21 protein-coding genes and 3 pseudogenes are annotated in these 24,452 nt (G+C 45.4%); 20 read left to right on the forward strand and 4 right to left on the reverse strand.

What is annotated here, in order from left to right:
• Positions 1-32 precede the first annotated feature (32 nt).
• The 10 genes and pseudogenes from ahrC (at position 33) to MST20_RS15300 (ending at position 8,483) form a co-directional block, all read left to right on the forward strand.
• A complete protein-coding gene (ahrC, locus tag MST20_RS15255) occupies positions 33-482 on the forward strand; it encodes a transcriptional regulator AhrC/ArgR (protein ID WP_243943192.1) in 450 nt (149 codons plus the stop codon).
• 31 nt (positions 483-513) lie between these two features.
• Positions 514-2,244: a DNA repair protein RecN gene (gene recN, locus MST20_RS15260; protein ID WP_243943194.1), complete on the forward strand. Its 1,731-nt coding sequence runs from the start codon at positions 514-516 to the stop codon at positions 2,242-2,244.
• 147 nt (positions 2,245-2,391) lie between these two features.
• The gene (spoIVB, locus tag MST20_RS15265) at positions 2,392-3,708 is read left to right on the forward strand and encodes a SpoIVB peptidase (protein ID WP_105980359.1); all 1,317 of its coding nucleotides are present in this window, start codon (positions 2,392-2,394) and stop codon (positions 3,706-3,708) included.
• Positions 3,709-3,997: 289 nt separating this feature from the next.
• Entirely contained in the window at positions 3,998-4,798 is an 801-nt protein-coding gene (gene spo0A, locus MST20_RS15270; protein WP_003183361.1) for a sporulation transcription factor Spo0A, read from the forward strand.
• Between the two features lie 349 nt (positions 4,799-5,147).
• Positions 5,148-5,315, forward strand: a complete 168-nt coding sequence (locus MST20_RS15275; RefSeq protein ID WP_243943196.1) for a hypothetical protein — start codon at positions 5,148-5,150, stop codon at positions 5,313-5,315.
• Positions 5,316-5,327: 12 nt separating this feature from the next.
• Positions 5,328-5,483, forward strand: a pseudogene (locus tag MST20_RS15280) (LCI fold-containing protein); the annotation flags it as partial.
• A gap of 77 nt (positions 5,484-5,560) precedes the next feature.
• Complete coding sequence (locus tag MST20_RS15285; RefSeq protein ID WP_243943198.1) at positions 5,561-6,130, forward strand: serine O-acetyltransferase; 570 nt, start codon at positions 5,561-5,563, stop codon at positions 6,128-6,130.
• A gap of 516 nt (positions 6,131-6,646) precedes the next feature.
• Positions 6,647-6,967: a hypothetical protein gene (locus MST20_RS15290; RefSeq protein ID WP_243943200.1), complete on the forward strand. Its 321-nt coding sequence runs from the start codon at positions 6,647-6,649 to the stop codon at positions 6,965-6,967.
• 35 nt (positions 6,968-7,002) lie between these two features.
• Entirely contained in the window at positions 7,003-7,623 is a 621-nt protein-coding gene (locus MST20_RS15295; RefSeq protein ID WP_243943202.1) for an N-acetylmuramoyl-L-alanine amidase family protein, read from the forward strand.
• Positions 7,624-7,757: 134 nt separating this feature from the next.
• Positions 7,758-8,483, forward strand: coding sequence for a glycerophosphodiester phosphodiesterase (locus MST20_RS15300; RefSeq protein WP_243943204.1), 726 nt, complete (start codon positions 7,758-7,760; stop codon positions 8,481-8,483).
• Between the two features lie 110 nt (positions 8,484-8,593).
• On the opposite strand, the gene MST20_RS15305 is transcribed toward MST20_RS15300, so the two are convergent.
• The gene (locus MST20_RS15305; RefSeq protein WP_152847012.1) at positions 8,594-8,848 is read right to left on the reverse strand and encodes a DUF2627 domain-containing protein; all 255 of its coding nucleotides are present in this window, start codon (positions 8,846-8,848) and stop codon (positions 8,594-8,596) included.
• 153 nt (positions 8,849-9,001) lie between these two features.
• Between MST20_RS15305 and MST20_RS15310 the strand changes: the two genes are divergently transcribed.
• The 9 genes and pseudogenes from MST20_RS15310 to MST20_RS15350 all read left to right on the forward strand — a co-directional run.
• Complete coding sequence (locus MST20_RS15310; RefSeq protein WP_243943435.1) at positions 9,002-11,068, forward strand: sigma-54 interaction domain-containing protein; 2,067 nt, start codon at positions 9,002-9,004, stop codon at positions 11,066-11,068.
• Positions 11,069-11,193: 125 nt separating this feature from the next.
• Complete coding sequence (gene yqiS, locus MST20_RS15315) at positions 11,194-12,105, forward strand: phosphate butyryltransferase (RefSeq protein WP_165427527.1); 912 nt, start codon at positions 11,194-11,196, stop codon at positions 12,103-12,105.
• 3 nt (positions 12,106-12,108) lie between these two features.
• Entirely contained in the window at positions 12,109-13,203 is a 1,095-nt protein-coding gene (bcd, locus tag MST20_RS15320) for a Leu/Phe/Val dehydrogenase (RefSeq protein WP_243943206.1), read from the forward strand.
• Between the two features lie 38 nt (positions 13,204-13,241).
• Positions 13,242-14,348 carry a butyrate kinase gene (gene buk, locus MST20_RS15325; protein WP_243943208.1) on the forward strand — a complete coding sequence of 369 codons (1,107 nt, stop codon included), beginning with the start codon at positions 13,242-13,244 and terminating at the stop codon, positions 14,346-14,348.
• Positions 14,338-15,759, forward strand: a complete 1,422-nt coding sequence (lpdA, locus tag MST20_RS15330; protein WP_243943210.1) for a dihydrolipoyl dehydrogenase — start codon at positions 14,338-14,340, stop codon at positions 15,757-15,759. Before buk ends, lpdA begins: the two co-directional genes overlap by 11 nt.
• A 22-nt stretch (positions 15,760-15,781) precedes the next feature.
• Entirely contained in the window at positions 15,782-16,774 is a 993-nt protein-coding gene (locus tag MST20_RS15335; protein WP_243943212.1) for a thiamine pyrophosphate-dependent dehydrogenase E1 component subunit alpha, read from the forward strand.
• Positions 16,775-16,786: 12 nt separating this feature from the next.
• Positions 16,787-17,770 carry an alpha-ketoacid dehydrogenase subunit beta gene (locus tag MST20_RS15340; protein ID WP_243943214.1) on the forward strand — a complete coding sequence of 328 codons (984 nt, stop codon included), beginning with the start codon at positions 16,787-16,789 and terminating at the stop codon, positions 17,768-17,770.
• Positions 17,771-17,793: 23 nt separating this feature from the next.
• Complete coding sequence (locus tag MST20_RS15345; protein ID WP_243943216.1) at positions 17,794-19,074, forward strand: dihydrolipoamide acetyltransferase family protein; 1,281 nt, start codon at positions 17,794-17,796, stop codon at positions 19,072-19,074.
• 133 nt (positions 19,075-19,207) lie between these two features.
• Positions 19,208-20,336 (forward strand): annotated as a pseudogene (locus MST20_RS15350) (transposase); the annotation flags it as partial.
• A 61-nt stretch (positions 20,337-20,397) separates the two neighbouring features.
• Here the strand turns inward: MST20_RS15350 and MST20_RS15355 are convergent.
• Positions 20,398-20,577 (reverse strand): annotated as a pseudogene (locus tag MST20_RS15355) (glutamine amidotransferase); the annotation flags it as partial.
• 422 nt (positions 20,578-20,999) lie between these two features.
• Here MST20_RS15355 and MST20_RS15360 point away from each other — a divergent pair.
• Positions 21,000-21,536 (forward strand): PadR family transcriptional regulator, encoded by a 537-nt coding sequence (locus MST20_RS15360; RefSeq protein ID WP_243943218.1) that lies wholly within the window; start codon positions 21,000-21,002, stop codon positions 21,534-21,536.
• Between the two features lie 1,100 nt (positions 21,537-22,636).
• On the opposite strand, the gene MST20_RS15365 is transcribed toward MST20_RS15360, so the two are convergent.
• Together MST20_RS15365 and MST20_RS15370 are read right to left on the reverse strand one after the other, a co-directional pair.
• Positions 22,637-23,842: an MFS transporter gene (locus tag MST20_RS15365; RefSeq protein WP_243943220.1), complete on the reverse strand. Its 1,206-nt coding sequence runs from the start codon at positions 23,840-23,842 to the stop codon at positions 22,637-22,639.
• A complete protein-coding gene (locus MST20_RS15370) occupies positions 23,839-24,384 on the reverse strand; it encodes a PadR family transcriptional regulator (RefSeq protein ID WP_243943222.1) in 546 nt (181 codons plus the stop codon). Before MST20_RS15370 ends, MST20_RS15365 begins: the two co-directional genes overlap by 4 nt.
• Positions 24,385-24,452 lie beyond the last annotated feature (68 nt).

Raw genomic sequence — 24,452 nt, forward strand, 5'->3', positions numbered from 1 at the left:
ATACACAATTTGTGTATAAAACGAGGTGTGAAATGAACAAAGGTCAAAGGCATATTAAAATCAGGGAGATTATCACCGCCAATGAAATTGAAACGCAGGATGAGCTTGTCGATATTTTAAAGAAAGACGGCTATAATGTGACGCAGGCCACCGTCTCGCGGGACATTAAAGAGCTTCATTTGGTCAAGGTGCCGACAAACAACGGTTCCTACAAATACAGTCTGCCTGCTGATCAGCGCTTTAATCCTCTTTCCAAATTAAAAAGATCATTGATGGACGCATTTGTCAAAATCGACTCAGCCAGTCATCTGATCGTTTTAAAAACAATGCCCGGCAACGCGCAGGCGATCGGGGCGCTGATGGACAATTTGGATTGGGAAGAAATCATGGGAACGATCTGCGGAGATGATACCATTTTGATCATCTGCCGGACGCATGATGAAACCAAAATCGTACAGAAGAAAATATTGGAGCTTTTATAAACGAAGGCCTGAAAAGAGGTGTCATGAAAGCTTGTTAGCTGAATTATCGATCAAAAACTTTGCCATTATCGAAGAATTAACCGTATCTTTTGAAAAAGGGCTGACGGTTCTGACCGGTGAAACCGGGGCCGGAAAATCGATCATCATCGACGCCGTCTCTTTGCTTGTCGGAGGCCGCGGCTCGTCCGAATATGTCAGATATGGCGAGAAAAGAGCCGAATTGGAAGGGCTATTCCTCCTTGACAGCGGCCATCCGGTTTTTGATTTGTGCACAGAACTGGGGATTGAAGCCTCGGATGACATGATCGTCATGAGGAGAGATATTAACGCAAACGGTAAGAGCATCTGCCGCGTCAATGGAAAACTTGTCACCATTGCCGCTTTGCGGGAAGTCGGCAGACTGCTGCTTGACATTCACGGGCAGCACGACAATCAGCTGCTGATGGAGGACGAGCACCATCTTCAGCTTCTGGACAGGTTTGCGGGAGAAGAAATCGAGCATGCTTTAAAAGCGTATCAGGAAGTTTACAGCCGCTACATGGACGTCATGAAAAAAGTGAAAGAGCTTTCTGAAAGCGAGCAGGAAATGGCTCACAGACTCGATTTAATACAGTTCCAGCTTGATGAAATCGAATCTGCAAACCTTGAGCCGAAAGAAGACGAGCTTCTTCAGGAAGAGCGCCGTCAAATCGCAAATTTTGAAAAGATATACGAAGCCCTGCAAAATGCCTATAATGCGCTTCGCAACGAGCAGGCAGGGCTTGACTGGGTCGGCATGGCTTCAAGCGAGCTTGAAAACGTCTCAGGCATCAATGAAAGGCTCAATAAAGTATCTGAATCGGTGGCCAACGCATACTACATTCTCGAAGATTCAACTTTTCAAATCAGAAATATGCTGGATGAACTCGAATACGACCCCGAGCGCCTCGATTATATCGAATCGCGATTAAACGAAATCAAACAGCTGAAACGCAAATACGGCGCTACTGTCGAAGATATCCAAGCTTATTCGGCTAAGATAGAGGAAGAGATCGATCGGATTGAAAACCGGGACAGCCACTTGCAGGCTTTAAAATCCCGACTCGAATCAATCGGCAAGGATGTGGCGATTGAAGCCGCCAATGTGTCCGAAATCAGAAAAAAATGGGCGAAAAAACTGGCCAAACAGATTCAGCAGGAATTGAAAGATCTGTATATGGAAAAATCGACATTCGATACGGAATTTCAGGTGAAAAAAGCGGAACGGGATGATGATGCACCCGTCGTCAACGGTATGCCGGTTCAGCTCACAAAGCACGGCATTGACACCGTCCATTTCCTAATCTCAACAAACACGGGAGAACCGCTCAAATCTTTGTCAAAGGTTGCATCTGGAGGAGAGTTGTCAAGAATCATGCTGGCGATGAAAAGCATTTTCTCTGCTCAGCAGGATGTCACCTCGATCATTTTCGATGAAGTGGATACGGGTGTAAGCGGCAGAGTCGCACAGGCGATCGCCGAAAAAATACACCGCGTCTCGATCGGCTCTCAAGTTTTATGCATTACCCACTTGCCGCAGGTGGCCGCGATGGCTGACACCCACCTTTTGATTACGAAACAGTCAAAAGACGGAAGAACGACGACAAGCGTCACACCGTTGTCAAAACAGGAAAAAATAGCGGAAATCGGACGGATGATCGCCGGAGTTGAAGTAACGGATCTGACGAAGCGCCATGCGAAAGAACTTTTGAACCAAGCTAAGCTTGTTAAAACTACCGGATAAGCTGTTCATCTTGAACAGCTTATTTTTTGTCGGCATTTTCTTATACAAACTCATTCTTATCATTTTATCCAATGATTTTCTTCCGTCCGCAGTTATAAATCGCTGTCCGAAAGGCAAAAGTAATGAATGTAGCGAAAGAAATTTTATATGGTGTGGGTTAGGTGCGAGGAGAGTGAAAAGGTGGATGTTGAAAAAATCAGAAAAGTTGTGGGTATGATTCTCCTTGTTTCTTTAATAAGTGTAGGATTTTACAAACCGGTGAAAGAATACATTGTAATCCCAAAAAACTTGAACATTTTTGAGACGGGTACCCGTGCGGTTGAAACGAGTTTATCCGTCAGTGCTCCGAAAGATGGATCATCGGAAGCATTCACACTGAAAGAAAATCAAAGCGAAGTGGAAATAAAAGGTGAAAAGAATGGAAAGGCAGAACTCGTCTATGATTTTGCCGGATTCCCAGTTAAAAAAACGAAAGTAAATGTCCTGCCTGATTTGAAAGTGGTCCCCGGCGGGCAGTCAATTGGTGTAAAGCTTCACTCCGTTGGCGTATTGGTCGTAGGTTTTCATCAAATCAATACCTCTGAAGGCAAAAAATCGCCCGGTGAAGCAGCCGGAATCGCGGTAGGCGACATTATCACCGAAATCAACGGCACGAAAATTGAAAAAATGAATGACATTACCCCTTTTATTCAAAAGGCCGGGAAAACAGGAGAAACCTTACATCTGTCGATTAAAAGAGATAAACAAGAAATCAAAACGAAGCTCATTCCGAAAAAAGACCAGGCTGAAGATAAATACAGAATCGGCTTATATATCAGGGACTCTGCCGCAGGAATCGGCACAATGACTTTTTTCGAGCCGAAATCGAAAAAATACGGAGCGCTTGGTCACGTCATTTCAGACATGGATACGAAAAAACCGATCGTTGTTGAAAAAGGGCAAATCGTGAAATCGACCGTCACCTCGATTGAAAAAGGAACAGGCGGAAATCCCGGAGAGAAACTGGCCCGTTTCGCATCAGAACGAAAAGTGATCGGTGATATCAACAGAAACAGCCCATTCGGGATCTTCGGGACGCTTCACGAGTCAATCAAAAACCGCATCGCTGACAAAGCCATTCCGATTGCATTTTCAGATGAAGTAAAAGAAGGCCCTGCCCAAATTTTAACGGTCATCGAAAACGACAAAGTCGAGAAATTCGATATTCAGGTCGTCAGTACGACACCTCAGAAGTTTCCGGCTACAAAAGGCATGGTGCTGAAAATCACCGACCCGAGGCTGTTGAGCAAAACAGGAGGCATCGTTCAAGGGATGAGCGGAAGCCCGATCATCCAAAACGGAAAGATCATTGGCGCCGTAACTCACGTTTTCGTCAATGATCCGACGAGCGGATACGGCGTGCATATTGAATGGATGCTGTCTGAAGCGGGAATCGATATTTATAAAAAAGAAAAAGCAAGCTGACTGCCGGATTCCTCCGGCAGTTTTTGATTTCGTCTTTTTTTCTTGCGCGTTGTGCGTTAAAATGAAAGAAGAAAAGATTTTTCGACAAATTCACGTTCCCCGGTTTGTCAAGTCGCATTTCGAGTCGAAAAATCGAGAAAATAAGAAAAAAACGGAGAAAAAGCGAGATATACCACTATTATTGGAAAAACCATTTTTAAAAAAAGGGAATAAAGTGGTGCTGTCGAATTAAACATATTAGAAAAAGAATGATGAAATTTATCAACATACACATTGGGGAGGAAGAAACGTGGAGAAAATTAAAGTATGTGTTGCTGATGATAACAGGGAGCTTGTCGGCCTATTAAGCGAATATATCGAGGGGCAAAGCGACATGGAAGTGCTTGGTGTCGCATACAACGGACAGGAATGCCTTTCGTTGTTTAAAGACAAGGAGCCCGATGTGCTTGTGCTGGATATTATCATGCCTCATCTCGACGGATTGGCCGTTCTTGAAAGGCTGAGGGAATCGCAGCTTAAAAAGCAGCCGAATGTCATCATGCTGACGGCGTTCGGCCAGGAAGACGTGACGAAAAAAGCTGTAGATTTGGGAGCGTCGTATTTTATTTTGAAGCCTTTTGACATGGAGAACTTAGTCGGCCATATCCGCCAGGTCAGCGGAAACGGGTCTCAATTGACACACCGCGCCCCGTCTTCTCAAAGCAGTGTGCTTCGGCCGCAGCCGGAATCGCCGAAGAAAAACCTGGACGCCAGCATCACGACCATCATCCACGAGATCGGTGTGCCCGCTCATATAAAAGGCTATTTATACTTAAGGGAAGCCATCTCCATGGTGTATAACGACATCGAACTGCTCGGAAGCATTACAAAAGTGCTTTATCCGGATATCGCCAAAAAATTCAACACGACGGCAAGCCGCGTCGAACGGGCAATTCGCCACGCCATCGAAGTCGCATGGAGCAGAGGCAACATCGACTCGATTTCGTCACTTTTCGGCTACACAGTCAGCATGTCAAAAGCAAAGCCGACCAATAGTGAGTTCATCGCGATGGTCGCAGACAAGCTGAGACTGGAGCATAAGGCTTCTTAAACGTTGACATGGCGCAGTTTTGACGAATATTTAACCGTTGAATTGTCGACCTGTTTCTAACGAATAGTTTATCGTCATTCCGATGAATTTTTTCGCCCTTATTGCGATGAATTGTGCTGCGATCCGAAGGGGTTCATACAGTATTTGAAGGTCTCGTTTTTATAAACGAGGCCGTTTTTTTGCTCTTAAATGTACTGTTTGTGTTTCAGCACGTTGTGTATTTTGTAAAGTCAGCCTAACAGCTTATCAAAAAAATGCTGAAATATTGTAATTTATGCACTTTTTAGACATGCCTGCATGTTATAAGATGAAATTGAAATGAAATAAATGGAAAAGAAGTTGTTTTAAAATGAAAGTCAATAAATTATTAACTGGTGCGACTCTGGGTGTTGGTTTACTTATTTCAGCAGCGCCGGTATTTTCTGCATCGCATTCATCTGAGGTGATTGCACATCCGACTGCGTTCAATACATCAATTGTCCAAGTGACAAGCTCATTCAAAAACAGCAAATCATAAAAATGTGTAAAATCTTCTTCTGGAGTTTTCAGTAACAAATTTTCTGATCGCGATGGAACACGGTATTTCAAAGGGAAATTTTACAGTAATGTTTTTAACGCTTGGGTTGGTTTTTACGAGGATGAACTAAAAAAGGGGCTCCCTTTTCTTTTTAGTAATTTAATGTAGGAAATAGATGACGGGGAATGTAAAACCCTTCGAAAAGCCAATCTCGACTTAAAAGTATGAAATAAGCAGGTGGTATGATGATCTTTATGAAAACAGATCTTCGCTATTATCTCGAACAAGACAAGAAAGCGTTAGGAATCTCAAGTCGGAAAAGGCCTAAATGGTTTGGCGATGATATTTGGAAGTATCAGATAGCCTTGCGCAAACATGAATATTACTCAAATGCCAACTCCAAAGTGTTCAAGCATGTTTACCGGTATCTGCATAAAAAGAGAGGATTGAAGCTCGGATTTGACATCCCGGTGAATGTTTTCGGTCCTGGGTTGAGGATCAACCATTACGGATTGCTCATCGTAAACAGCAATGCAAAAATAGGTGCAAACTGTGACATTCATCAAGGGGTTAACATCGGGCAAAATCACGCTCACCACGATGTTCCAACAATCGGAGACAATGTCTGGATCGGTCCGGGAGCAAAGCTCTTTGGCAGCATTCACATTGCCGACGGCATTTCGATTGGCGCAAATGCCGTAGTCAACAAATCTTTCACTGAGGAAAACATTACAATAGCCGGTGTCCCTGCCAAAAAGATTAAAGAGGCGCCGTCAACAAGGGACCGGAAGCAGGCTGTGCAGCAGCAAATATAAGCATGAGAACTGCGGAAGGAGCAGCGCTACTAAATCATCCGCTATGAAGGACTATGAAGCAGCCGGGCTTTAAAAAATGTTTAAAATAAAAGAATTTTTGTACTTGCATTCCTGCAAGTTCTGACAAAAACTACATAGCATGCGGCCAGCTTTCGGTGTATCCGTCTATTTTTCAAAGTTTGTCTCACGCCCGGTGCGTTGGCGGCATAGACTGAATCATATAAAGCGAAAGCCGCATGAAACGTCTTTTTTCTTATGAAAAAAGACGTTTTTTTATACAAAAAAATAAAAATGATGAAATAGATCTGATTTCTTCCAGATGACAACCATTTTCCGCCTTGAGTAGACCGTTTTTCACAGGCGTTTTTGAGCGGGTGGCTTCTAACAATTCGGAAATCGTTGGGGCGTTGGACGGGTAAATCGGGCGGATATTTGCTGCAGCGGCCTGCTTTACAGCCGCCGGGTATTAAAGATAAGGTACGGGGTGTAAAAAATTCAGCGGGCGAGGTGGTCGACATGAAAAAAGGAGTCATCCTTGTTTTGTTCGCTATGCTGCTATTGGCAGGCTGCGGCACAACGCAACATAATGGGCAAAGCGGCGATGAGAGCCGACAAGGAACAGGCGGGGAAACGTTTGTGAAAGAAGGCACCTTTGTCGGTTTGGCGGATCAGCATACCGTCGCCGTCAATATTGACGGCAAAGAAACGACGTTTCAGGTCCCTCCCGAAAAACGGGACAAATATAAAGGGATCAAGGATGGAACAAAGGTAAAAGTGGAGTACACGAAAGCAGAGGACGGAACATTACAGCTTGAAGAAATGAAAAAGAAAGAATGACCGTTTGCAAAAAGGGATTGTAGGAGGAACAAATCGTGAAACTGTTAATGAGGAGTTTTGTTTTGCTGCTGTTTTCGTTTATTGCGGTTTTTCCAGCTGCTTTTGCGGCTGAGCCGCTTTCCGGGAAGACGGTATATGTTGACGCAGGTCACGGGGGCGAAGACAGCGGCGCGGTCGGAAACGGGCTGCTTGAGAAAGATGTCAACCTTGAAGTGGCAAAGCTGGTTGATGAAAAACTGAAGGAAGAAGGAGCCGCCACAATCGCCTCAAGAACGGATGATACGTTTTTGACGCTGGAAGATCGGGTGGCCAAAGCGAGCAAGAACGCTTCAGACTTGCTGATCAGCATTCATGCAAACTCAGCCGTTCCGGAAGCGTCCGGTACAGAAACATACTTCGATTCTGCGTATCAAGCCGCTGACAGCGAACGGCTGGCGTCTAACATTCAAGAACGCCTTCCGGATGCGCTTGGCACTCGGGACAGAGGTGTAAAAGAATCAGGGTTTTATGTCATCAAAAATTCTCAAATGCCGAGTGTTTTAGTGGAACTCGGCTTTATCACGAACAAAACTGATGCAGATAAACTCGAAAGTCCGGAATATCAGGAAAAAGCGGCAGACGCGATTGCTGACGCTGTTGCAGCTTATTACGAATAACAGAAGGGGCCCCGGTATATAACCGGGGTTCTTGTGTTATGTTTATGTTAAAAAAGGCCTTATGTGTGGAAAGAAAACAGTAAGACCTTCATAATGGGATATAAACTTGCAATTCTTATAGAGGTGAACCAGAGATGACGAAAATATTTGCACACCGAGGAGCTTCAGGCACTTTTCCCGAAAATACAATGGCGGCGTTTAAGCACGCGGCGGCCATCGGTGCAGACGGCATCGAATTGGATGTACAAATGGCAAAAGACGGACGTCTTGTTGTGATACATGATGAAAAGCTTGACAGGACGACTTCGCTGAAAGGATATGTGAAGGATCTTACATATGAGGAGATCAAACGCGGAGACGCAAGCCACCGTTTTTCCGAAAAAACCGGCTCTGTCCCGGTGCCGACCCTTGAAGAAGTGTTTGAGTGGGCGGCAGATGCTAAATTTCTTCTCAATGTGGAACTGAAAAACAGCATTATCCGTTATGAAGGAATGGAAGAAAAGGTGATGTCGATGATTGAAGCGTACGGTCTTCAAGACCGGATCATTCTTTCATCATTCAATCATGAAAGCCTTGCGTTATGCAGCAGACTGAATCCGAGTATCGAGTTGGCCGCGCTTTACATGGATGTCATCTACAAGCCAGAGGAGTACATTGAAATGATTCCGGCTGCAGGATTTCATCCGTACCGCCGTTCAATGTCGGCTGACATGATCAAAAACGCCCATTTGAAACAAAAAGCGGTCAGGCCGTTCACCATCAACCGTGAAGAGGAGATGAAAAAGCTGATTGCTGAAGGAATTGACGGTTTTTTCACCGATTTTCCCGAAAAAGCGTTAAAAATAAAAGCCGAGATGTGACATGCTGAAAGGATGACAAAATCCCAAAACTAAAAGCCGTTTTGGGATTTTGTCAACAATCTGAAAGCCGCAGACAGTATCTGCGGCTTTTTGCTTTCCGTTCGCAGAGATCACACCTCGCGGCCGCTCTGCTTTTTTCTGAAACGGGGGCTTACTTGATTGCGCTTTCTGTCTCTGTATAGAATAAATCCGCCTAATAAATAAAGGCCGCCTGCGAAGCATATAAGCCCCGCCAGCCCCTGAAGCCAAAGGATCTGAAACGGGCTGATCAAAACGCCGAAAACAGTGTCGCGCATCAATTTAATTCCGAGAGCAGCCAGGCCTCCCGGTATCAGCAAAACGAGCAGTGCGATCATTCTCCCCATACACGAATCCCCTTACCAATGATTTACCTTTATTGTCTATTTGAAAAAAAAGTTTGTCAAGAAAGGAAAACATGATAACATAGATGTTGTGCAAATTGTTGCAAGTGAACGTGAAGGTGTGCAAAATTTTTCATACAAAGGGGTAAAGGGATGATGCAAAAAGTACTGATCGTTGGTGCTGGAAAAGGGGGGACCGCTCTCTTGGATGTGCTGTTGAAAACAAAGACGATGCATATCGAGGCGGTCATCGATAAAAATCCGGAAGCGCCCGGGCTTTTCATCGCGCAAAAAAACGATATCGAAACGGCGCTCGATTGGACGCCATACATCACAGAACAGATCGATATCATCATTGAAACGACCGGAGACGCCGGCGTATTAAAGCAGCTGATGCGAAAAAAGCACGACAGTACGATCGTGGTGCCGGGATCGCTCGCTTATATCATCTCTCAGCTGATGAACGAAAAGCAGCAGCTCATCCAAATGTTAAAAGAGCAGACGTATAAACACGACCGTATTTTCAACTCTATGAATGACGGCATGATTTTTATCGACATTAACGAAGAGATCATTTTGTTTAACAAAATGGCGGAAGTGATGACCGGAACAAAGCGCAGCGAAGCGATCGGCCAGCATATTCAAAGCGTGATCCCGACGACGAAGCTGCCGCGCATTCTCAATACGAGAGAGCCTGAGTATCATCAAAAGCAATTTCTCCATCCGAACAGGCAGATCGTCACGACCCGAATTCCGATTATCGATGACGGAGGGACGCTGCTCGGGGCGCTCAGCATATTTAAGGACATTACCGATGCGGTCGAGCTGGCTGAAGAGGTGACCAACCTGAAGGAAGTCAGAACGATGCTTGAAGCGATCATTCAATCTTCGGATGAAGCGATATCGGTCGTTGATGAAAACGGAAACGGGATGATGATCAACAGGGCGTATACGAAGATGACGGGCCTGACAAAAGACCAGGTGATCGGGAAGCCGGCCAATACCGACATATCCGAAGGGGAAAGTATGCATTTGAAAGTGCTTGAAACGAGGCGCCCTGTCAGAGGGGTCAGAATGAAAGTCGGCCCTAATAAAAAAGAAGTGATCGTCAATGTCGCGCCGATTATCGTCGACGGCATTTTAAAAGGGAGCGTCGGCGTCATTCACGATGTATCTGAAATTCAATCGCTCACAAACGAGCTGAACAGAGCGCGCCAGATTATTCGCACACTCGAGGCGAAATATACATTTGCCGACATCATCGGTTCAAGCGAGCAGATGCTTGTCGCGCTGGAACAGGCGAAATTGGGGGCGAAGACGCCTGCGACGATTTTGCTGAGAGGCGAATCAGGAACGGGGAAAGAGCTTTTTGCCCATGCCATACATAACGAAAGTGACCGAAAGTATAATAAGTTTGTCCGCGTCAATTGTGCGGCCATTTCGGAATCACTGCTTGAATCAGAGCTGTTCGGCTATGAAGAAGGCGCTTTTTCAGGCGCGCGCCGCGGCGGGAAAAAAGGATTTTTTGAAGAGGCGAACAACGGCAGCATTTTCTTGGATGAAATCGGAGAGCTCGCGCAAAACACACAAGCGAAGCTCCTCCGCGTTCTTCAGGAAAAAGAAATTGTCAGAGTCGGCGGGACCAAACCCATCCCTGTGAACGTCAGGGTCATCGCAGCGACAAACGTCAATATTGAAAAAGCGCTCGCTGAGGGCAGGTTTCGCGAAGACTTGTACTACCGGATCAATCGCTATCCGATATCGATTCCGCCGCTCAGGCAGCGGAAAGAGGATATCGAAGACTTGAGCAGGCATTTGATTGGGAAGATCAACCAAGAATACGGACGCAATGTAAAGGGGCTTACGAAAAACGCGCTCAAATCGTTAAAAGCACGGAAGTGGCCGGGGAATGTCAGAGAGCTTGAAAATGTCCTTGAGCGGGCGATGATCTTTTTAAAACCGCAAATGGAATGGATTGATCTCGAACACCTGCCTGAAGCAGAGCGCCCGAAAAAAAAGGCGGAAGCCGGTGCAGCTTTCCCTGAGGTTGAAGATGAAAAGCTGTCTGATGCGGTTGAACGGTTTGAAGCTCATGTCATTAAAGAAACGCTTGAAAAGCATCAATACAACAGAACGAAAACGGCAAAAGCGCTTGGAATCAGTATTCGCAATCTCTATTACAAAATGGATAAATACAATCTTGCAAAAGATAGCATGCAATAAATTGCAAAACGAGTGCAAAATCATGCAAACTGTAAACAGGATCACAGTACCGAACCGCTTTTTTTATACTGGCACGAAACTTGCATGATATAGTGGGCGGATGTTTGCTAAGAAAGGTGGGTACTATGAAGCTGAAACAATTATTGCAAAAAGCGGCGGAGCTTGACAATAAAACGGTCGCCGTCGCACATGCAGAAGATGACGAAGTGCTGCAAGCAGTTAAACTTGCGGTCGACAAGCAATTTGCCCGGTTCTTGCTGATTGGGCACAGAGAAAAGATCAGGCATATGATGACAGAACAGAACATTTCAAAACGGCACGTGGATATCATTCATTCGGAATCGCCGGCGGATTCGGCGAGAATTGCTGTTCAAGCTGTCAAAAGCGGAAATGCTGATGTTCTCATGAAGGGGAATGTCCCGACAGCCGTGCTATTAAAAGCCGTTTTGAATAAAGAGTACGGGCTCCGTTCCTCGCACGTTCTGTCACATGTAGCAGCTTTTGAAGTCAGCGGGTTTGAGAGGCTGATTTATGTAACAGATGCGGCAATGAATATCAGCCCCAAGCTCGATGGGCTGAAACAGATTTTAGAAAACGCAGTCGGCGTGGCGAGAGCGGTCGGCGTGCAAATGCCGAAAGTCGCTTGTCTCGCCGCGGTGGAAACGGTGAATCCCGCAATGGAAGCGACATTGAATGCAGCCGCCTTGACGCAGATGAATCATCGGGGCCAAATCAAAAACTGCATTGTTGACGGGCCTCTCGCATTGGATAATGCGATCTCACCGCTTGCCGCCCGGCATAAAAACATTTCCGGAATCGTAGCGGGAGAGGCCGACATCCTGCTTGTTCCTTCAATTGAAACAGGCAATGTCCTTTACAAATCATTGATTCATTTTGCGGGTGCGAAAGTGGGAGCTATTTTGGCAGGGGCAAAAGCGCCCATCGCCTTGACAAGCAGGGCCGATTCCGCAGAAAACAAGCTGTATTCGATTGCTTTGGCTCTGTGTACGTCTGAAGCACGACAAGAGGAGGAATAAAAAATGGAACTATTTCGATATATGGAACAGTATGACTATGAGCAATTGGTATTTTGCCAAGATAAACAGTCCGGATTAAAAGCGATCATCGCGATTCATGATACAACGCTCGGGCCGGCTCTCGGCGGCACGAGAATGTGGACATACGAAAGTGAAGAAGCCGCAATTGAAGATGCGCTGCGCCTTGCGCGGGGAATGACCTATAAAAACGCGGCGGCCGGACTGAACCTCGGAGGAGGCAAAACCGTTATTATCGGTGATCCGCGCAAAGATAAAAACGAAGAAATGTTCCGCGCTTTCGGCCGTTACATTCAAGGGTTGAACGGAAGATACATCACCGCGGAAGACGTCGGTACAACCGTTGAAGATATGGACATCATTCATGACGAAACAGATTTTGTTACAGGCATTTCGCCTGCTTTCGGTTCATCAGGCAATCCTTCTCCGGTAACGGCTTACGGGGTATATAAAGGGATGAAGGCGGCGGCAAAAGCGGCCTTCGGGACAGATTCGCTTGAAGGAAAAACCGTTGCCGTCCAAGGCGTCGGAAACGTGGCCTACAATCTGTGCCGCCATCTCCACGAAGAAGGCGCGAAACTGATCGTGACTGACATCAATAAAGAAGCGGTCGAACGCGCAGTCGCCGAATTCGGCGCCCGTGCCGTCGATCCGGATGATATTTATTCACAGGAGTGCGATATATATGCGCCATGTGCCCTCGGAGCGACAATCAATGATGATACGATTCCGCAGCTGAAAGCCAAAGTGATTGCCGGGGCAGCTAACAACCAGCTGAAAGAAACCTGCCACGGGGATCAAATCCACGACATGGGCATCGTTTATGCCCCGGACTATGTCATCAATGCCGGCGGTGTCATCAATGTCGCTGACGAGCTTTACGGATATAATTCGGAGCGTGCCCTGAAAAAAGTCGAAGGCATCTACGGAAATATTGAACGCGTCCTTGAAATTTCAAATCGCGACCGCATTCCGACATACTTGGCCGCTGACCGCTTGGCGGAAGAACGTATTGAGCGCATGCGCCAATCGAGAAGTCAATTTTTGCAAAACGGCCATCACATCTTAAGCAGACGTTAAGATCATAACCCCTATTCGCTATTGGAGGTTTTATATCAATGCAGGTACAGGAAAAACGTATTCTCGTCATCAATCCGGGATCAACATCTACAAAGATCGGCGTTTTTCATGATGACCGTTCGATTTTCGAAAAATCAATCCGTCATGACGAGACTGAGTTACAGCAATATCAAACCATTATTGATCAATATTCGTTCAGAAAACAGGCGATACTCGAAACCCTGCATGAACAGGGAATCAACATTTCTAAATTGGATGCCGTTTGCGCCCGGGGAGGGCTGCTCAGACCGATTGAAGGCGGCACTTACGAAGTCAATGATGCGATGATCGTCGATTTGAAAAACGGCTATGCGGGGCAGCATGCATCAAATCTCGGGGGCATCATCGCCAGGGAGATTGCCGACGGATTAAATATTCCCGCTTTTATCGTCGACCCCGTTGTTGTGGATGAAATGGCCCCTGTCGCAAAGATTTCCGGCACGCCGGCCATCGAAAGGCGTAGTATTTTTCACGCGCTCAACCAAAAAGCTGTCGCGAGGAAAGCGGCCTGGCAGTTTGGAAAGCGGTATGAAGATATGAAAATGATCATCACCCACATGGGAGGCGGCATTACGACCGGCGTCCATTGCCACGGACGGGTGATCGATGTCAACAACGGCCTCCACGGAGAAGGTCCGCTCAGTCCGGAGCGGGCCGGAACCATTCCTGCGGGTGATCTGATCGAAATGGCCTTTTCCGGCGAATATACGAAAGGCGAGCTGATGAAAATGCTTGTCGGCGGCGGAGGCCTCGCCGGCTATCTCGGTACGACGGATGCGGTAAAAGTTGAGAAAATGATCAAGGAAGGCGATCAAAAGGCTGCGCTCGTCTATGAAGCGATGGCTTATCAAATCGCCAAAGAAATCGGGGCGGCCAGCGCCGTCTTAAAAGGCGAAGTGGATGTCATTATTTTGACAGGCGGACTGGCGTACGGAAAATCGTTTGTTACCTCGATCAGACAATACATAGACTGGATTTCGGATGTCGTCGTCTTTCCGGGAGAAAATGAGCTTCAAGCATTGGCTGAAGGTGCATTTCGAGTATTGAACGGTGAAGAAGAGGCGAAACAGTATCCGAACCAGAGGAGGGAAAGTCATGGCAACTGAATACGATCTCGTGATTCTTGGAGGGGGCACAGGCGGCTATGTGGCTGCCATCAGAGCTTCGCAGCTGGGGCTGAAAACAGCCGTCGTTGAAAAGCGGAAACTCGGCGGCACGTGTCTTCATAAAGGCTGCATCCCGTCGAAAGCGCTCCTTAGAAGTGCGGAAGTTTACAGGACAGCAAAAAAGGCGGACGAATTTGGAGTGGTCATTTCTGAAGTCGGCCTGAGGTTTTCTCAAGTTCAAAGCAGAAAACAAAAAATAATTGACCAGCTGCACAACGGTGTCAAACACTTGATGAAAAAAGGAAAGATCGATGTTTACGAAGGAATCGGACGGATTCTCGGGCCGTCGATTTTTTCCCCGCTGCCGGGGACGGTTTCCGTTGAGATGGCGAATGGGGATGAGAATGAGATGCTCATACCGAAAAACGTCATCATCGCCACAGGCTCAAGGCCCAGGTCGCTGCCGGGGCTTGAGCTTGACGGGGAAAGCGTACTGTCATCCGACGAAGCGCTTGAACTAGAGCAGCTTCCGGCTTCCATGCTGATTGTCGGAGGAGGTGTCATCGGAATCGAGTGGGCTTCCATGTTGTGCGATTTCGGTGTTGACGTGACCGTCATTGAGTATGCAGACCGGATTTTGCCGACGGAAGATGCCGATATTTCTAACGAAATGCAGACGCAGCTGGTGAAAAAAGGCATCACCATCATCACGGGAGCGAAAGTGCTGCCCGACACATTGGTGAAAGGCGATACGGTCAGCATTCAAGCTGAAAAAGACGGAGAAAAACAGACCTATTCCGCTGAGAAAATGCTCGTATCGGTTGGAAGGCAGGCAAATGTTGAAGGGATCGGTCTGGAAAACACAGATATCCAAGTGGAAAACGGCTTTATCGTGACAAACAGCATGTACCAGACAAAAGAATCCCACATCTATGCGATCGGGGATGTGATCGGCGGCCTTCAGCTTGCACATGTTGCTTCCCACGAAGGGATTACGGCCGTTGAGCATATTGCTGGCGAGAACCCGCACGCCATCGATTATTCGCTTGTCTCAAAATGCATTTATTCAAGTCCTGAAGCCGCATCGGTCGGCTTGACAGAGGATGAGGCGAAGGCGCAGGGCAAGAGCGTCAAAGTAGGCAAATTTCCGTTTCAGGCGATTGGCAAAGCGCTCGTGTACGGTGAGACGGACGGCTTTGTCAAAATCGTCGCCGATCGCGAATCAGATGATATTTTGGGCGTTCACATGATCGGCCCGCATGTGACAGACATGATATCTGAAGCCGGCCTGGCAAAGGTGCTTGACGCTACTCCGTGGGAAGTCGGACAAACGATCCATCCGCATCCGACGCTGTCGGAGGCGATCGGAGAAGCCGCCCTTGCCGTAGATGGAAAGGCGATTCATTTTTAGAAAGCATGAAGGAGTGAAAAAAATGGGCAATAACCGTCATGAAGCAGTTGGATTAACAGATGAACAAGCAATCGACATGTACAAAACCATGCTTTTAGCCAGAAAACTCGATGAGCGGATGTGGCTCTTAAACCGTTCAGGCAAAATTCCTTTTGTCATCTCTTGTCAAGGACAGGAAGCCGCCCAGGTCGGAGCGGCATTCGCTTTAGACCGTGAGAACGATTATGTGCTTCCGTATTACAGAGATATGGGCGTTGTGCTTGCTTTTGGAATGACGGCAAAAGATTTAATGCTGTCGGCGTTTGCAAAAGCCGAGGATCCGAATTCGGGAGGAAAGCAGATGCCGAGCCACTTCGGTCAAAAGAAAAACCGGATCGTCACGGGCTCTTCGCCGGTGACAACGCAAGTTCCGCACGCGGTTGGTGTAGCGCTTGCCGGAAGGCTTGACAAGAAAGACGTCGCGACTTTTGTGACGTTCGGCGAAGGCTCTTCAAACCAGGGGGACTTCCATGAAGGGGCGAACTTTGCGGCCGTGCATAAGCTTCCCGTCATTTTCATGTGTGAAAACAATAAATACGCCATCTCGGTTCCTTACGAAAAGCAGGTGGCTTGTGAAAACATTTCCGACCGCGCCGTCGGTTACGGCATGCCTGGCGTGACCGTTGACGGAAATGATCCGCTTGAAGTCTACAAAGCGGTTAAAGAAGCAAGGGAACGTGCCGGAAGAGGCGAAGGTCCGACACTAATCGAAACGATATCATACCGGCTGACCCCGCACTCCAGCGATGATGACGATCGAAGCTACAGAGGGCGCGAAGAGGTGGCGGAGGCGAAGAAAAATGATCCGCTTAACAAATTCACGCATTACTTAAAAGAAACAGGGCTTCTGGACGACCAGTCTGAGAAGCAAATGTCGGATGAGATCACAACCATCGTCAATGAAGCAACAGATTATGCTGAACATGCACCTTATGCAGATCCGGAAGATGCGCTGCGGCATGTTTATGCGGAGTAAGGGGGAAGAACAATGCCAGTTATGTCATATATAGATGCTGTCACTTTGGCTATGAAAGAAGAAATGGAAAAGGATCCCCGCGTCTTTGTTTTAGGGGAGGATGTCGGCAAAAAAGGCGGTGTGTTCAAGGCAACAGCCGGTCTTTACGACCAGTTCGGCGAAGAGCGGGTGATGGACACGCCTTTGGCGGAATCCGCAATTGCCGGCGTCGGAATCGGGGCTGCCATGTACGGGATGAGACCGGTCGCCGAAATGCAGTTTGCAGATTTTATTATGCCGGCTGTCAACCAGATTATTTCGGAAGCGGCAAAAATCCGCTACCGCTCCAACAATGACTGGAACTGTCCGATCGTCATCCGCGCACCTTACGGCGGAGGCGTGCACGGCGCGCTGTACCATTCACAGTCGGTTGAAGCCGTATTTGCCAACCAGCCCGGGCTGAAAATCGTCATGCCTTCGACGCCTTATGATGTCAAAGGGCTTTTGAAAGCGGCCATCCGCGATGACGACCCTGTCCTGTTCTTCGAACATAAACGTGCGTACCGGCTGATCAAGGGCGAAGTGCCGAGTGACGACTATGTGCTGCCGATCGGAAAGGCGGATGTGAAGCGGGAAGGCGAAGACATTACCGTCATCACATACGGATTGTGCGTCCATTTTGCCCTTCAGGCTGCCGAGCGGCTTGCCAAAGACGGGATTTCCGCACATATCCTTGATTTAAGAACAGTATATCCGCTCGATCAGGAAGCGATTATTGAAGCGGCTTCCAAAACGGGCAAAGTGCTTCTGATGACCGAAGATACGAAGGAAGGCAGCATTATGAGTGAAGTAGCCGCGATCATTTCAGAACATTGCCTGTTCGATTTGGATGCGCCGATTAAGCGGTTGGCGGGCCCTGACGTCCCGGCAATGCCGTATGCTCCTACAATGGAAAAATTCTTTATGGTCAATCCGGATAAAGCGGAAGCAGCGATGAGAGAATTGGCTGAGTTTTAATATAGCGAAGGAGGACATATCGTATGGCAGTGGAACAAATGACAATGCCGCAGCTCGGGGAGAGCGTGACGGAGGGAACCATCAGCAAATGGCTCGTCAGCGTCGGAGATCACGTCAACAAATACGATCCGATTGCTGAAGTGATGACGGATAAGGTCAATGCTGATGTCCCTTCATCGTTCACGGGAACGATTACCGAGCTTGTCGGGAAGGAAGGCGAAACTCTGCAAGTCGGAGACGTCATCTGCAAAGTCGAAACAAACGAAGAAGCGAAACCGGAGGCTGAGGCTGTCTCCAAGCCGGATCAAGCGGAGGCGGAGCCGGCCAAACCGGAGGAGAAAGATACATCTCAGAAAAAACGTTATTCCCCGGCGGTGCTGAGACTTGCCGGAGAGCACAACATCGATTTGGAGCAGGTGGAAGGTACAGGTGCCGGCGGACGGATCACAAGAAAAGACATCCAGCGCATCATTGCTTCCGGAGCTGTTCCTCAAGCTGATGCGGCGCCGGAAAAACAGCCGGATACAGATGCCGCGCGAGCGAGTGAGCCCGCCCAAAAACCGGCGCCAGCGGCCCCTCAAGCTGCACCGCTTCAAAGTGCGGCTGGAGACGTCGAGATTCCTGTGACCGGAATCCGTCATGCGATTGCGACCAACTTGGTCAGAAGCAAGCATGAAATCCCTCATGCCTGGACAATGGTGGAAGTGGATGTCACAAGTCTTGTGAGCTACCGCAACAAAATAAAGGACGAATTTAAGAAGAAAGAGGGCTTCGGCCTGACCTTTTTCGCGTTCTTTGTCAAAGCGGTCGCACAGGCGCTGAAGGAATTCCCGCAAATGAACAGCATGTGGGCCGGGGATAAAATCATTCAGAAAAAAGACATCAACATCTCAATTGCCGTAGCGACTGACGATGCGCTTTACGTTCCTGTCATCAAGCATGCCGATGAAAAAACGATTAAAGGCATCGCGAGAGAAATCTCCGAACTGGCTCATAAGGTCAGAAGCGGCAAGCTGACGAGCGGGGATATGAGCGGAGGTACGTTCACGGTCAACAATACCGGTTCGTTTGGATCCGTTCAATCAATGGGGATCATCAACCATCCGCAGGCGGCCATCCTGCAGGTTGAATCGATCGTCAAGCGTCCCGTCGTCATGGAGCATGGCATGATCGCGGTCAGAGATATGGTGAACCTGTGCTTATCCCTCGACCACAGAGTGCTTGACGGCCTCGTTTGCGGCAGATTCCTTGCCCGTGTGAAAGAGATTTTGGAACAAATCGATGATCATACTTCCATTTATTAAAAAAGAAGCGCTGGCCCGTTAAGGGTCAGCTTCAAGCTGTCGAGAAAATCGACAGCCTGTTTCATTTTCTCCCTTAAATTATCCATTTCCTCATTTTATAATAAAAAAAGCCTTCAAAAGGACGGTGTCTGCCATGTTCCACACAAGGAACTCTTCACAGAACGAAACTGAATTTGTACTACTCGACCAACTTGTCGAAGAGGATCATCTGCTCCGGTAAAATTGACAAGTACATAGATTTCTCATTTATCATTAAAAAGGTAAAGCCTTACTACAGTGAAAACAATGGCCACCCCTCTCTTGATCCATTGATTTTATTCAAAATGATGTTTATTGGATACCTGTACGGTATCCGTTCAAAAAGACAGCTTGAAAAAGAAATTTACTACAATATGGCCTACAGGTGGTTTTTAGGATTAAATATCAATGATCCGGTTCCACATCATTCGACCATCAGTTGGAATAGACGCACCCGCTTTAAAAATACAACCATTTTTCAAGACATTTTTGATGAAATTGTCCTTCAGACCATCAATCACGATATGGTAGGAGGACGTGTCCTTTTCACCGATTCAACCCACCTCAAAGCCAATGCCAATAAGCATAAATATACGAGAAAAAGAATTGAACAGGATACACAAAACTATATAAAGGATTTGGATGAAGCCGTCCAAGAAGATTGGGAAGCACACGGAAAAAAGCCCTTAGAAGCCAAAGAGGAGGTGAAAGCTGAAAAAGACATTCGCCACAGTACAACCGATCCCGAAAGCCGTGACAACAAACCCGAAGGTTTTTTCTATTTGAATCACCGAACATCGGATATGAAATACAATATCATCACCGATGCCTATGTAACGCCAGGCAATGTCCATGATTCTGTGCCCGAAAGACGTATTTTTGGCTTTATCGCCCATAGATGTTTTCATCCGACAAGGGGTTTATTTCCAAAGTGGAAGTCTCAATATGATGGTGAAAAAGATCAATACATATGTCCGATGGGCAGACACTTTTTTACACAACAACCGACCGAAACGGCTACAGATTTTACAAATCAAATCCTGAAAAGTGCGCCTCATGCCCTCTGCTTGAGAACTGTACAAAATCGAAAAACCATCAGAAGGTCGTTTCGAGACACATATGGGAGGAACATAAAGAAAAGATCAGGCAAAATCGTTTGTCTGCCTCTGGAAAAATCCTTTATAAAAAAAGAAAAAATAGAGCGAAACTTTGCAGATTCAAAACAGCTGCATGGGCTTCGCTACCTTCCATAAACATTACAAAAAACATGCTTTGACATCGTCTAAAGCGTGGTAATTATTTAAACTAATATAAAGGTGCTAAGTTGACTTTTTTAGCTCGTTTATTTATTGAATTCATTAACTTGAAGAAGTATTCAGATTTATGAGTTTTATTTAGGTTATACCATGAATGTAATGTCTCTGGTGCAAATACATCTAATTTTTTCAGTACTTCCATCGCAAATTTCAGAGGAGCTACTCCTGACGAAGATCGTTGATTATTGTGAAGATAAGAAAGATTTTAAGCAATAGGGAGAGAATGTACAAAGTTTATTACCTGCAAAACTTCGAAGTCCTATTACAGAACTAATGAATGCAACAATGGATAACATAAAATCGTTGCCAAAGCCTTCTGTACCAATTAACAAAATATTAAAAGACTAATCGATTAAGAAAAATAGCTGCAATCATTGATACCGCCCATTCGATTTGATGGGTGGTTCTTTATATCGATTTGCCTGTTGTAATGTTCTTGTTGGAAGTAAACTGGTTAATTATAAGCATGACAATATTCTGAACCCCCCCTTGTTTTCTTCTTTCAAAAAAGAGAGCTTTGTGGTATATTTAATAAGAAAACAGTAAATATTTAGTATTTGATATTTGAATAATCATGAGGTGATATAATATATGACTAGAATGATGGTATTGGGATTATTACTTACCCATGGTCCTATGTCTGGATATGAGATCCAACAAATGATGCAGTCAGCCAAAACGGATATGTGGGCTTATGTTAAACCAGCATCCATTTATCATGCATTAAAGAAACTGCGCTTTGAAGGCAAAGTTGTTTTGGAAACCGTGGAACAAACAGGATTAAGAACAAAGTCGATTTTTAAAATCACAACTGACGGAGAAAATGAACTTCGAAAATTGCTGATAGATTCCTTTAGCAAATCATCGTTAGTTTTTCCTACCACTTTATATACTGCTTTGACATTTGTGGATAATTTATCAAATGAAGAGGTGTTGGAAGCGCTGGAGAAGCAGGAAACAGAAATCATCGGCATTTATGAAAGCATGAAGAATGGATATAGAGAGAAAGAACGTTATATAGGAGAAATGCCTGGTAATATTGAGGCAATTTTTCAAAACATTTATGCACAATGTGAACTTCAATTAAAGTGTATTTCGGAAATAAAAAATATGATAAAAGAAAGTTAAATCTGTATGCCTCCACTTTTAGTGTTCGTTCAAAAAGGAGGACATAACAGGGACAAGAAGGTCGAGGCGCGGCAGCCACGAGCAGCGCAGCGTACACAGGACGTACGTGAGCAGCGGAGGGACAACGCAACGATGAGATTCGCCGGCTCTGTTTCCCGCCACTTTTTGAACAGACACGAAGCAACGAGCCATTCTTCACTGAGAAGCTGCGAGCTGTCTCAACTCTGCTTGAATAATCTTTTAGTGATACCCCCTCTCAGAATCCCAAAAGAAGGAAGTTGCTCTGTATAAGCACTAGACTTGATGGCGCAACCGATCGAGATCTTGGACACTGAGACGAAATATTCCATCCTGGATGATGACTTGCAAAAATACAGCATACCTCAGTGTGATACGCGCCAATGGAAATCTCTATTTGATGAAAGAGCATCTGCTGAGGGATGCAACTTCCGTATGAAGGCGTATTGACAGCCCAACCTCCACGTTTGGGTGATCAACAAGCTGCAGACTCATGCATTATGGGCATATTGGCGATGTTTAAACAACAACAAGGAGATTATGTAGCGAAAACGGTCATTGATAAGGTTCAATTATCCCATGGATTGAAAATTCAATGTTTTCCTGTCTCAAGAAAGCCGAATTCGTTATGCATGATACCGAATCGTGAATCGGGAGTATAAGCACTGATGTCCTCGTCATTGGTCAAAATAACTGGCACATTTTGATTTGAAGCACTATGCTCATATATTTCCTTAACTTTTCGCTTGAAACACGCCAATGTGTCAGCAGCTTGGTCCTCTTTATCAAACATACATACCAAAGTGAAAACATTTCTGAAGAGCTCGGTGCGGGAAATCTGTCTGGGGGGATTAGGCCACCAATCAGGTGACCTATCTACCCGGACGAGTGCAACGATGGTTTATGCCTTTATTCGTTCATGCTTCAAGAGTTAGGTGAGACAGTGAGCGCTCTGCAATTTCTGGAAAGAAACCTTGAACACAGGCCAGCTTTATTTTTCAACAGGTGATTGCTCGTTTTCAAAACCAGTTCAAACTCTTTCATCGTTTTTTGTCTAAGTTTTGGCTTAAGTTCAATAAAGTTTAAGAAGAAGAATCTTGACTTTTTTGTATGTTATTATTGTTATTTAGAGTTCCGCGAGATAGGATGATGCTTATAAAAATCATATATATAAATACGACACATCCGATTGATATATATGATAACTTAACACCAACAACTTCGGCTAAACTACTGCTCAACATCGGTCCTATGATCATTCCGATGGAGTAAGCTGTATTATAAATAGCAAATGTTAGGCCATATGAGTTTTCTCCCCTGGATTGGGATATATTGGTTAAGTGGGCTAGGCAAGGTACAAGAACAGCTCCCATGCTTACTCCTAATAGAGCTAACGCAGCTATTTGAGGCAGCATAGAATTTGGCAAAACGACAAGCGGTAAAGATACGGAAATAAGAATCAAGCCGATGATAATGGTTTTTATATTTCCTATTCGTCCTGAAACAATTCCTAAAATAGGAGTAGTTAGACCGTATGCTAACGTTGGTACAGCAAACAACAATCCAATAGCACCGGGATTTGTGTTTAGTGTGTTCTGTAAGTGCAGGGGTAGAGTAGGTTGTAGAACAGTTGGGATGCAAGCTCCAATAACAACAATGCTTGTAACAATTAATAATTGACGATCTTTCAGGATTCCAAAAGAAGATAAGACATTTTTTGTTTTAGAACCAGTAACATCTTTTACATATAAAAATCGAAATATCCCATCAATTAAGTTTATACATATGGCAAACAGAAAAAGTATTTCAAAGCTTCCAAGTTGAAAAATCCAACCACCAAATACAGGACCAAGGAGAGTACCAGCAGCTTGACCTGATAGAGATATTCCCATTGCTTTGCCACGTTCTTCGGGTGGATGTGAATCAGCAAGATAGGCTAATCCCGCTGTCCATGTTATAGCTGCACATCCTCCTTGGATAATGCGGGTTAAAATCAATATCCATATATTGGTGGTGAATATAAATAAAATTAAGGACAAGACCATACCAATTGTACCTAATAGCATGGGAGTTCGCCTTCCATATTTGTCAGATATTGTACCTAGAATAGGTGTTGCAATGAAAAGTGCTACTGCGTAACTGCTAAAAATGAGACCAATTTGTGTTTGTGAAATACCGATTGTAGCGGAGTATTCAGGTAATATAGGTACAATAATCCCGTAAATCAGCATATCGGTAAAAACGGCAAATACAATGGTCAATAAAGCAAATTTCTTTTTGTTTTTCATAGTGATTTATTTCCTCCCTCTAGTGTATTAATTAAATTCTCTAAAAATCCAAGTTGTAATTCGCATTGATCATAAATATTTTCAAAGATTAATAACACATTTTTAGGTACCTCCATCATTTTCTCTTTCTCCACCTGCCCTTCTTTCATTTCTTCATAAATATTCATAATACCTTGCTGTTGTACTTTGATTGCCTGAATGACTTGCTCCCTTGGGGCTTCGTCTATAAATGTAAGAGCAGTGTATAAGACTGTTGGAAAAACAACAGAAGGTTTTTTGAGAGAATTGATAACCATACCATCAAACGTATTGATTCCTAATAAGGTTATTTCATAAATTGCCTTGGTACGGTTTCCTGTCTGTTCTATCGTTTTAATGCTTACTAATTTTTCGCTTTCAAGCTTTCTTAAAGCATGATAAATAGATGCTGGCTTTACATAAGCCCATTCATTTGTTTTGGCTGAGCGCATTTTTTGTTGTATTTCATATCCAGACATGGGTCCATATGTTAGCAAAACTCCTAAGACCATCACGTTTGTCATACAATCCCCCCGAGGTTATACAAAAGTTTAAGTATTAAATATTTAGTATTTAATGTTTATTATAATGA

The organism is Bacillus sp. B19-2 (assembly GCF_022832475.1).
GTDB lineage: Bacteria > Bacillota > Bacilli > Bacillales > Bacillaceae > Bacillus > Bacillus paralicheniformis.

Bases quoted from the DNA above. Each gene is read 5' to 3' on its own strand.
- ahrC (WP_243943192.1), top strand. From the start codon at position 33: ATGAACAAAGGTCAAAGGCATATTAAAATCAGGGAGATTATCACCGCC.
- spoIVB (WP_105980359.1), top strand. From the start codon at position 2,392: ATGGTGTGGGTTAGGTGCGAGGAGAGTGAAAAGGTGGATGTTGAAAAA.
- MST20_RS15275 (WP_243943196.1), top strand. From the start codon at position 5,148: ATGAAAGTCAATAAATTATTAACTGGTGCGACTCTGGGTGTTGGTTTA.
- MST20_RS15285 (WP_243943198.1), top strand. From the start codon at position 5,561: ATGATCTTTATGAAAACAGATCTTCGCTATTATCTCGAACAAGACAAG.
- MST20_RS15290 (WP_243943200.1), top strand. From the start codon at position 6,647: ATGAAAAAAGGAGTCATCCTTGTTTTGTTCGCTATGCTGCTATTGGCA.
- MST20_RS15300 (WP_243943204.1), top strand. From the start codon at position 7,758: ATGACGAAAATATTTGCACACCGAGGAGCTTCAGGCACTTTTCCCGAA.
- MST20_RS15305 (WP_152847012.1), bottom strand. From the start codon at position 8,848: ATGGGGAGAATGATCGCACTGCTCGTTTTGCTGATACCGGGAGGCCTG.
- MST20_RS15310 (WP_243943435.1), top strand. From the start codon at position 9,002: ATGCAAAAAGTACTGATCGTTGGTGCTGGAAAAGGGGGGACCGCTCTC.
- yqiS (WP_165427527.1), top strand. From the start codon at position 11,194: ATGAAGCTGAAACAATTATTGCAAAAAGCGGCGGAGCTTGACAATAAA.
- bcd (WP_243943206.1), top strand. From the start codon at position 12,109: ATGGAACTATTTCGATATATGGAACAGTATGACTATGAGCAATTGGTA.
- buk (WP_243943208.1), top strand. From the start codon at position 13,242: ATGCAGGTACAGGAAAAACGTATTCTCGTCATCAATCCGGGATCAACA.
- lpdA (WP_243943210.1), top strand. From the start codon at position 14,338: ATGGCAACTGAATACGATCTCGTGATTCTTGGAGGGGGCACAGGCGGC.
- MST20_RS15335 (WP_243943212.1), top strand. From the start codon at position 15,782: ATGGGCAATAACCGTCATGAAGCAGTTGGATTAACAGATGAACAAGCA.
- MST20_RS15340 (WP_243943214.1), top strand. From the start codon at position 16,787: ATGCCAGTTATGTCATATATAGATGCTGTCACTTTGGCTATGAAAGAA.
- MST20_RS15345 (WP_243943216.1), top strand. From the start codon at position 17,794: ATGGCAGTGGAACAAATGACAATGCCGCAGCTCGGGGAGAGCGTGACG.
- MST20_RS15360 (WP_243943218.1), top strand. From the start codon at position 21,000: ATGACTAGAATGATGGTATTGGGATTATTACTTACCCATGGTCCTATG.
- MST20_RS15365 (WP_243943220.1), bottom strand. From the start codon at position 23,842: ATGAAAAACAAAAAGAAATTTGCTTTATTGACCATTGTATTTGCCGTT.
- MST20_RS15370 (WP_243943222.1), bottom strand. From the start codon at position 24,384: ATGACAAACGTGATGGTCTTAGGAGTTTTGCTAACATATGGACCCATG.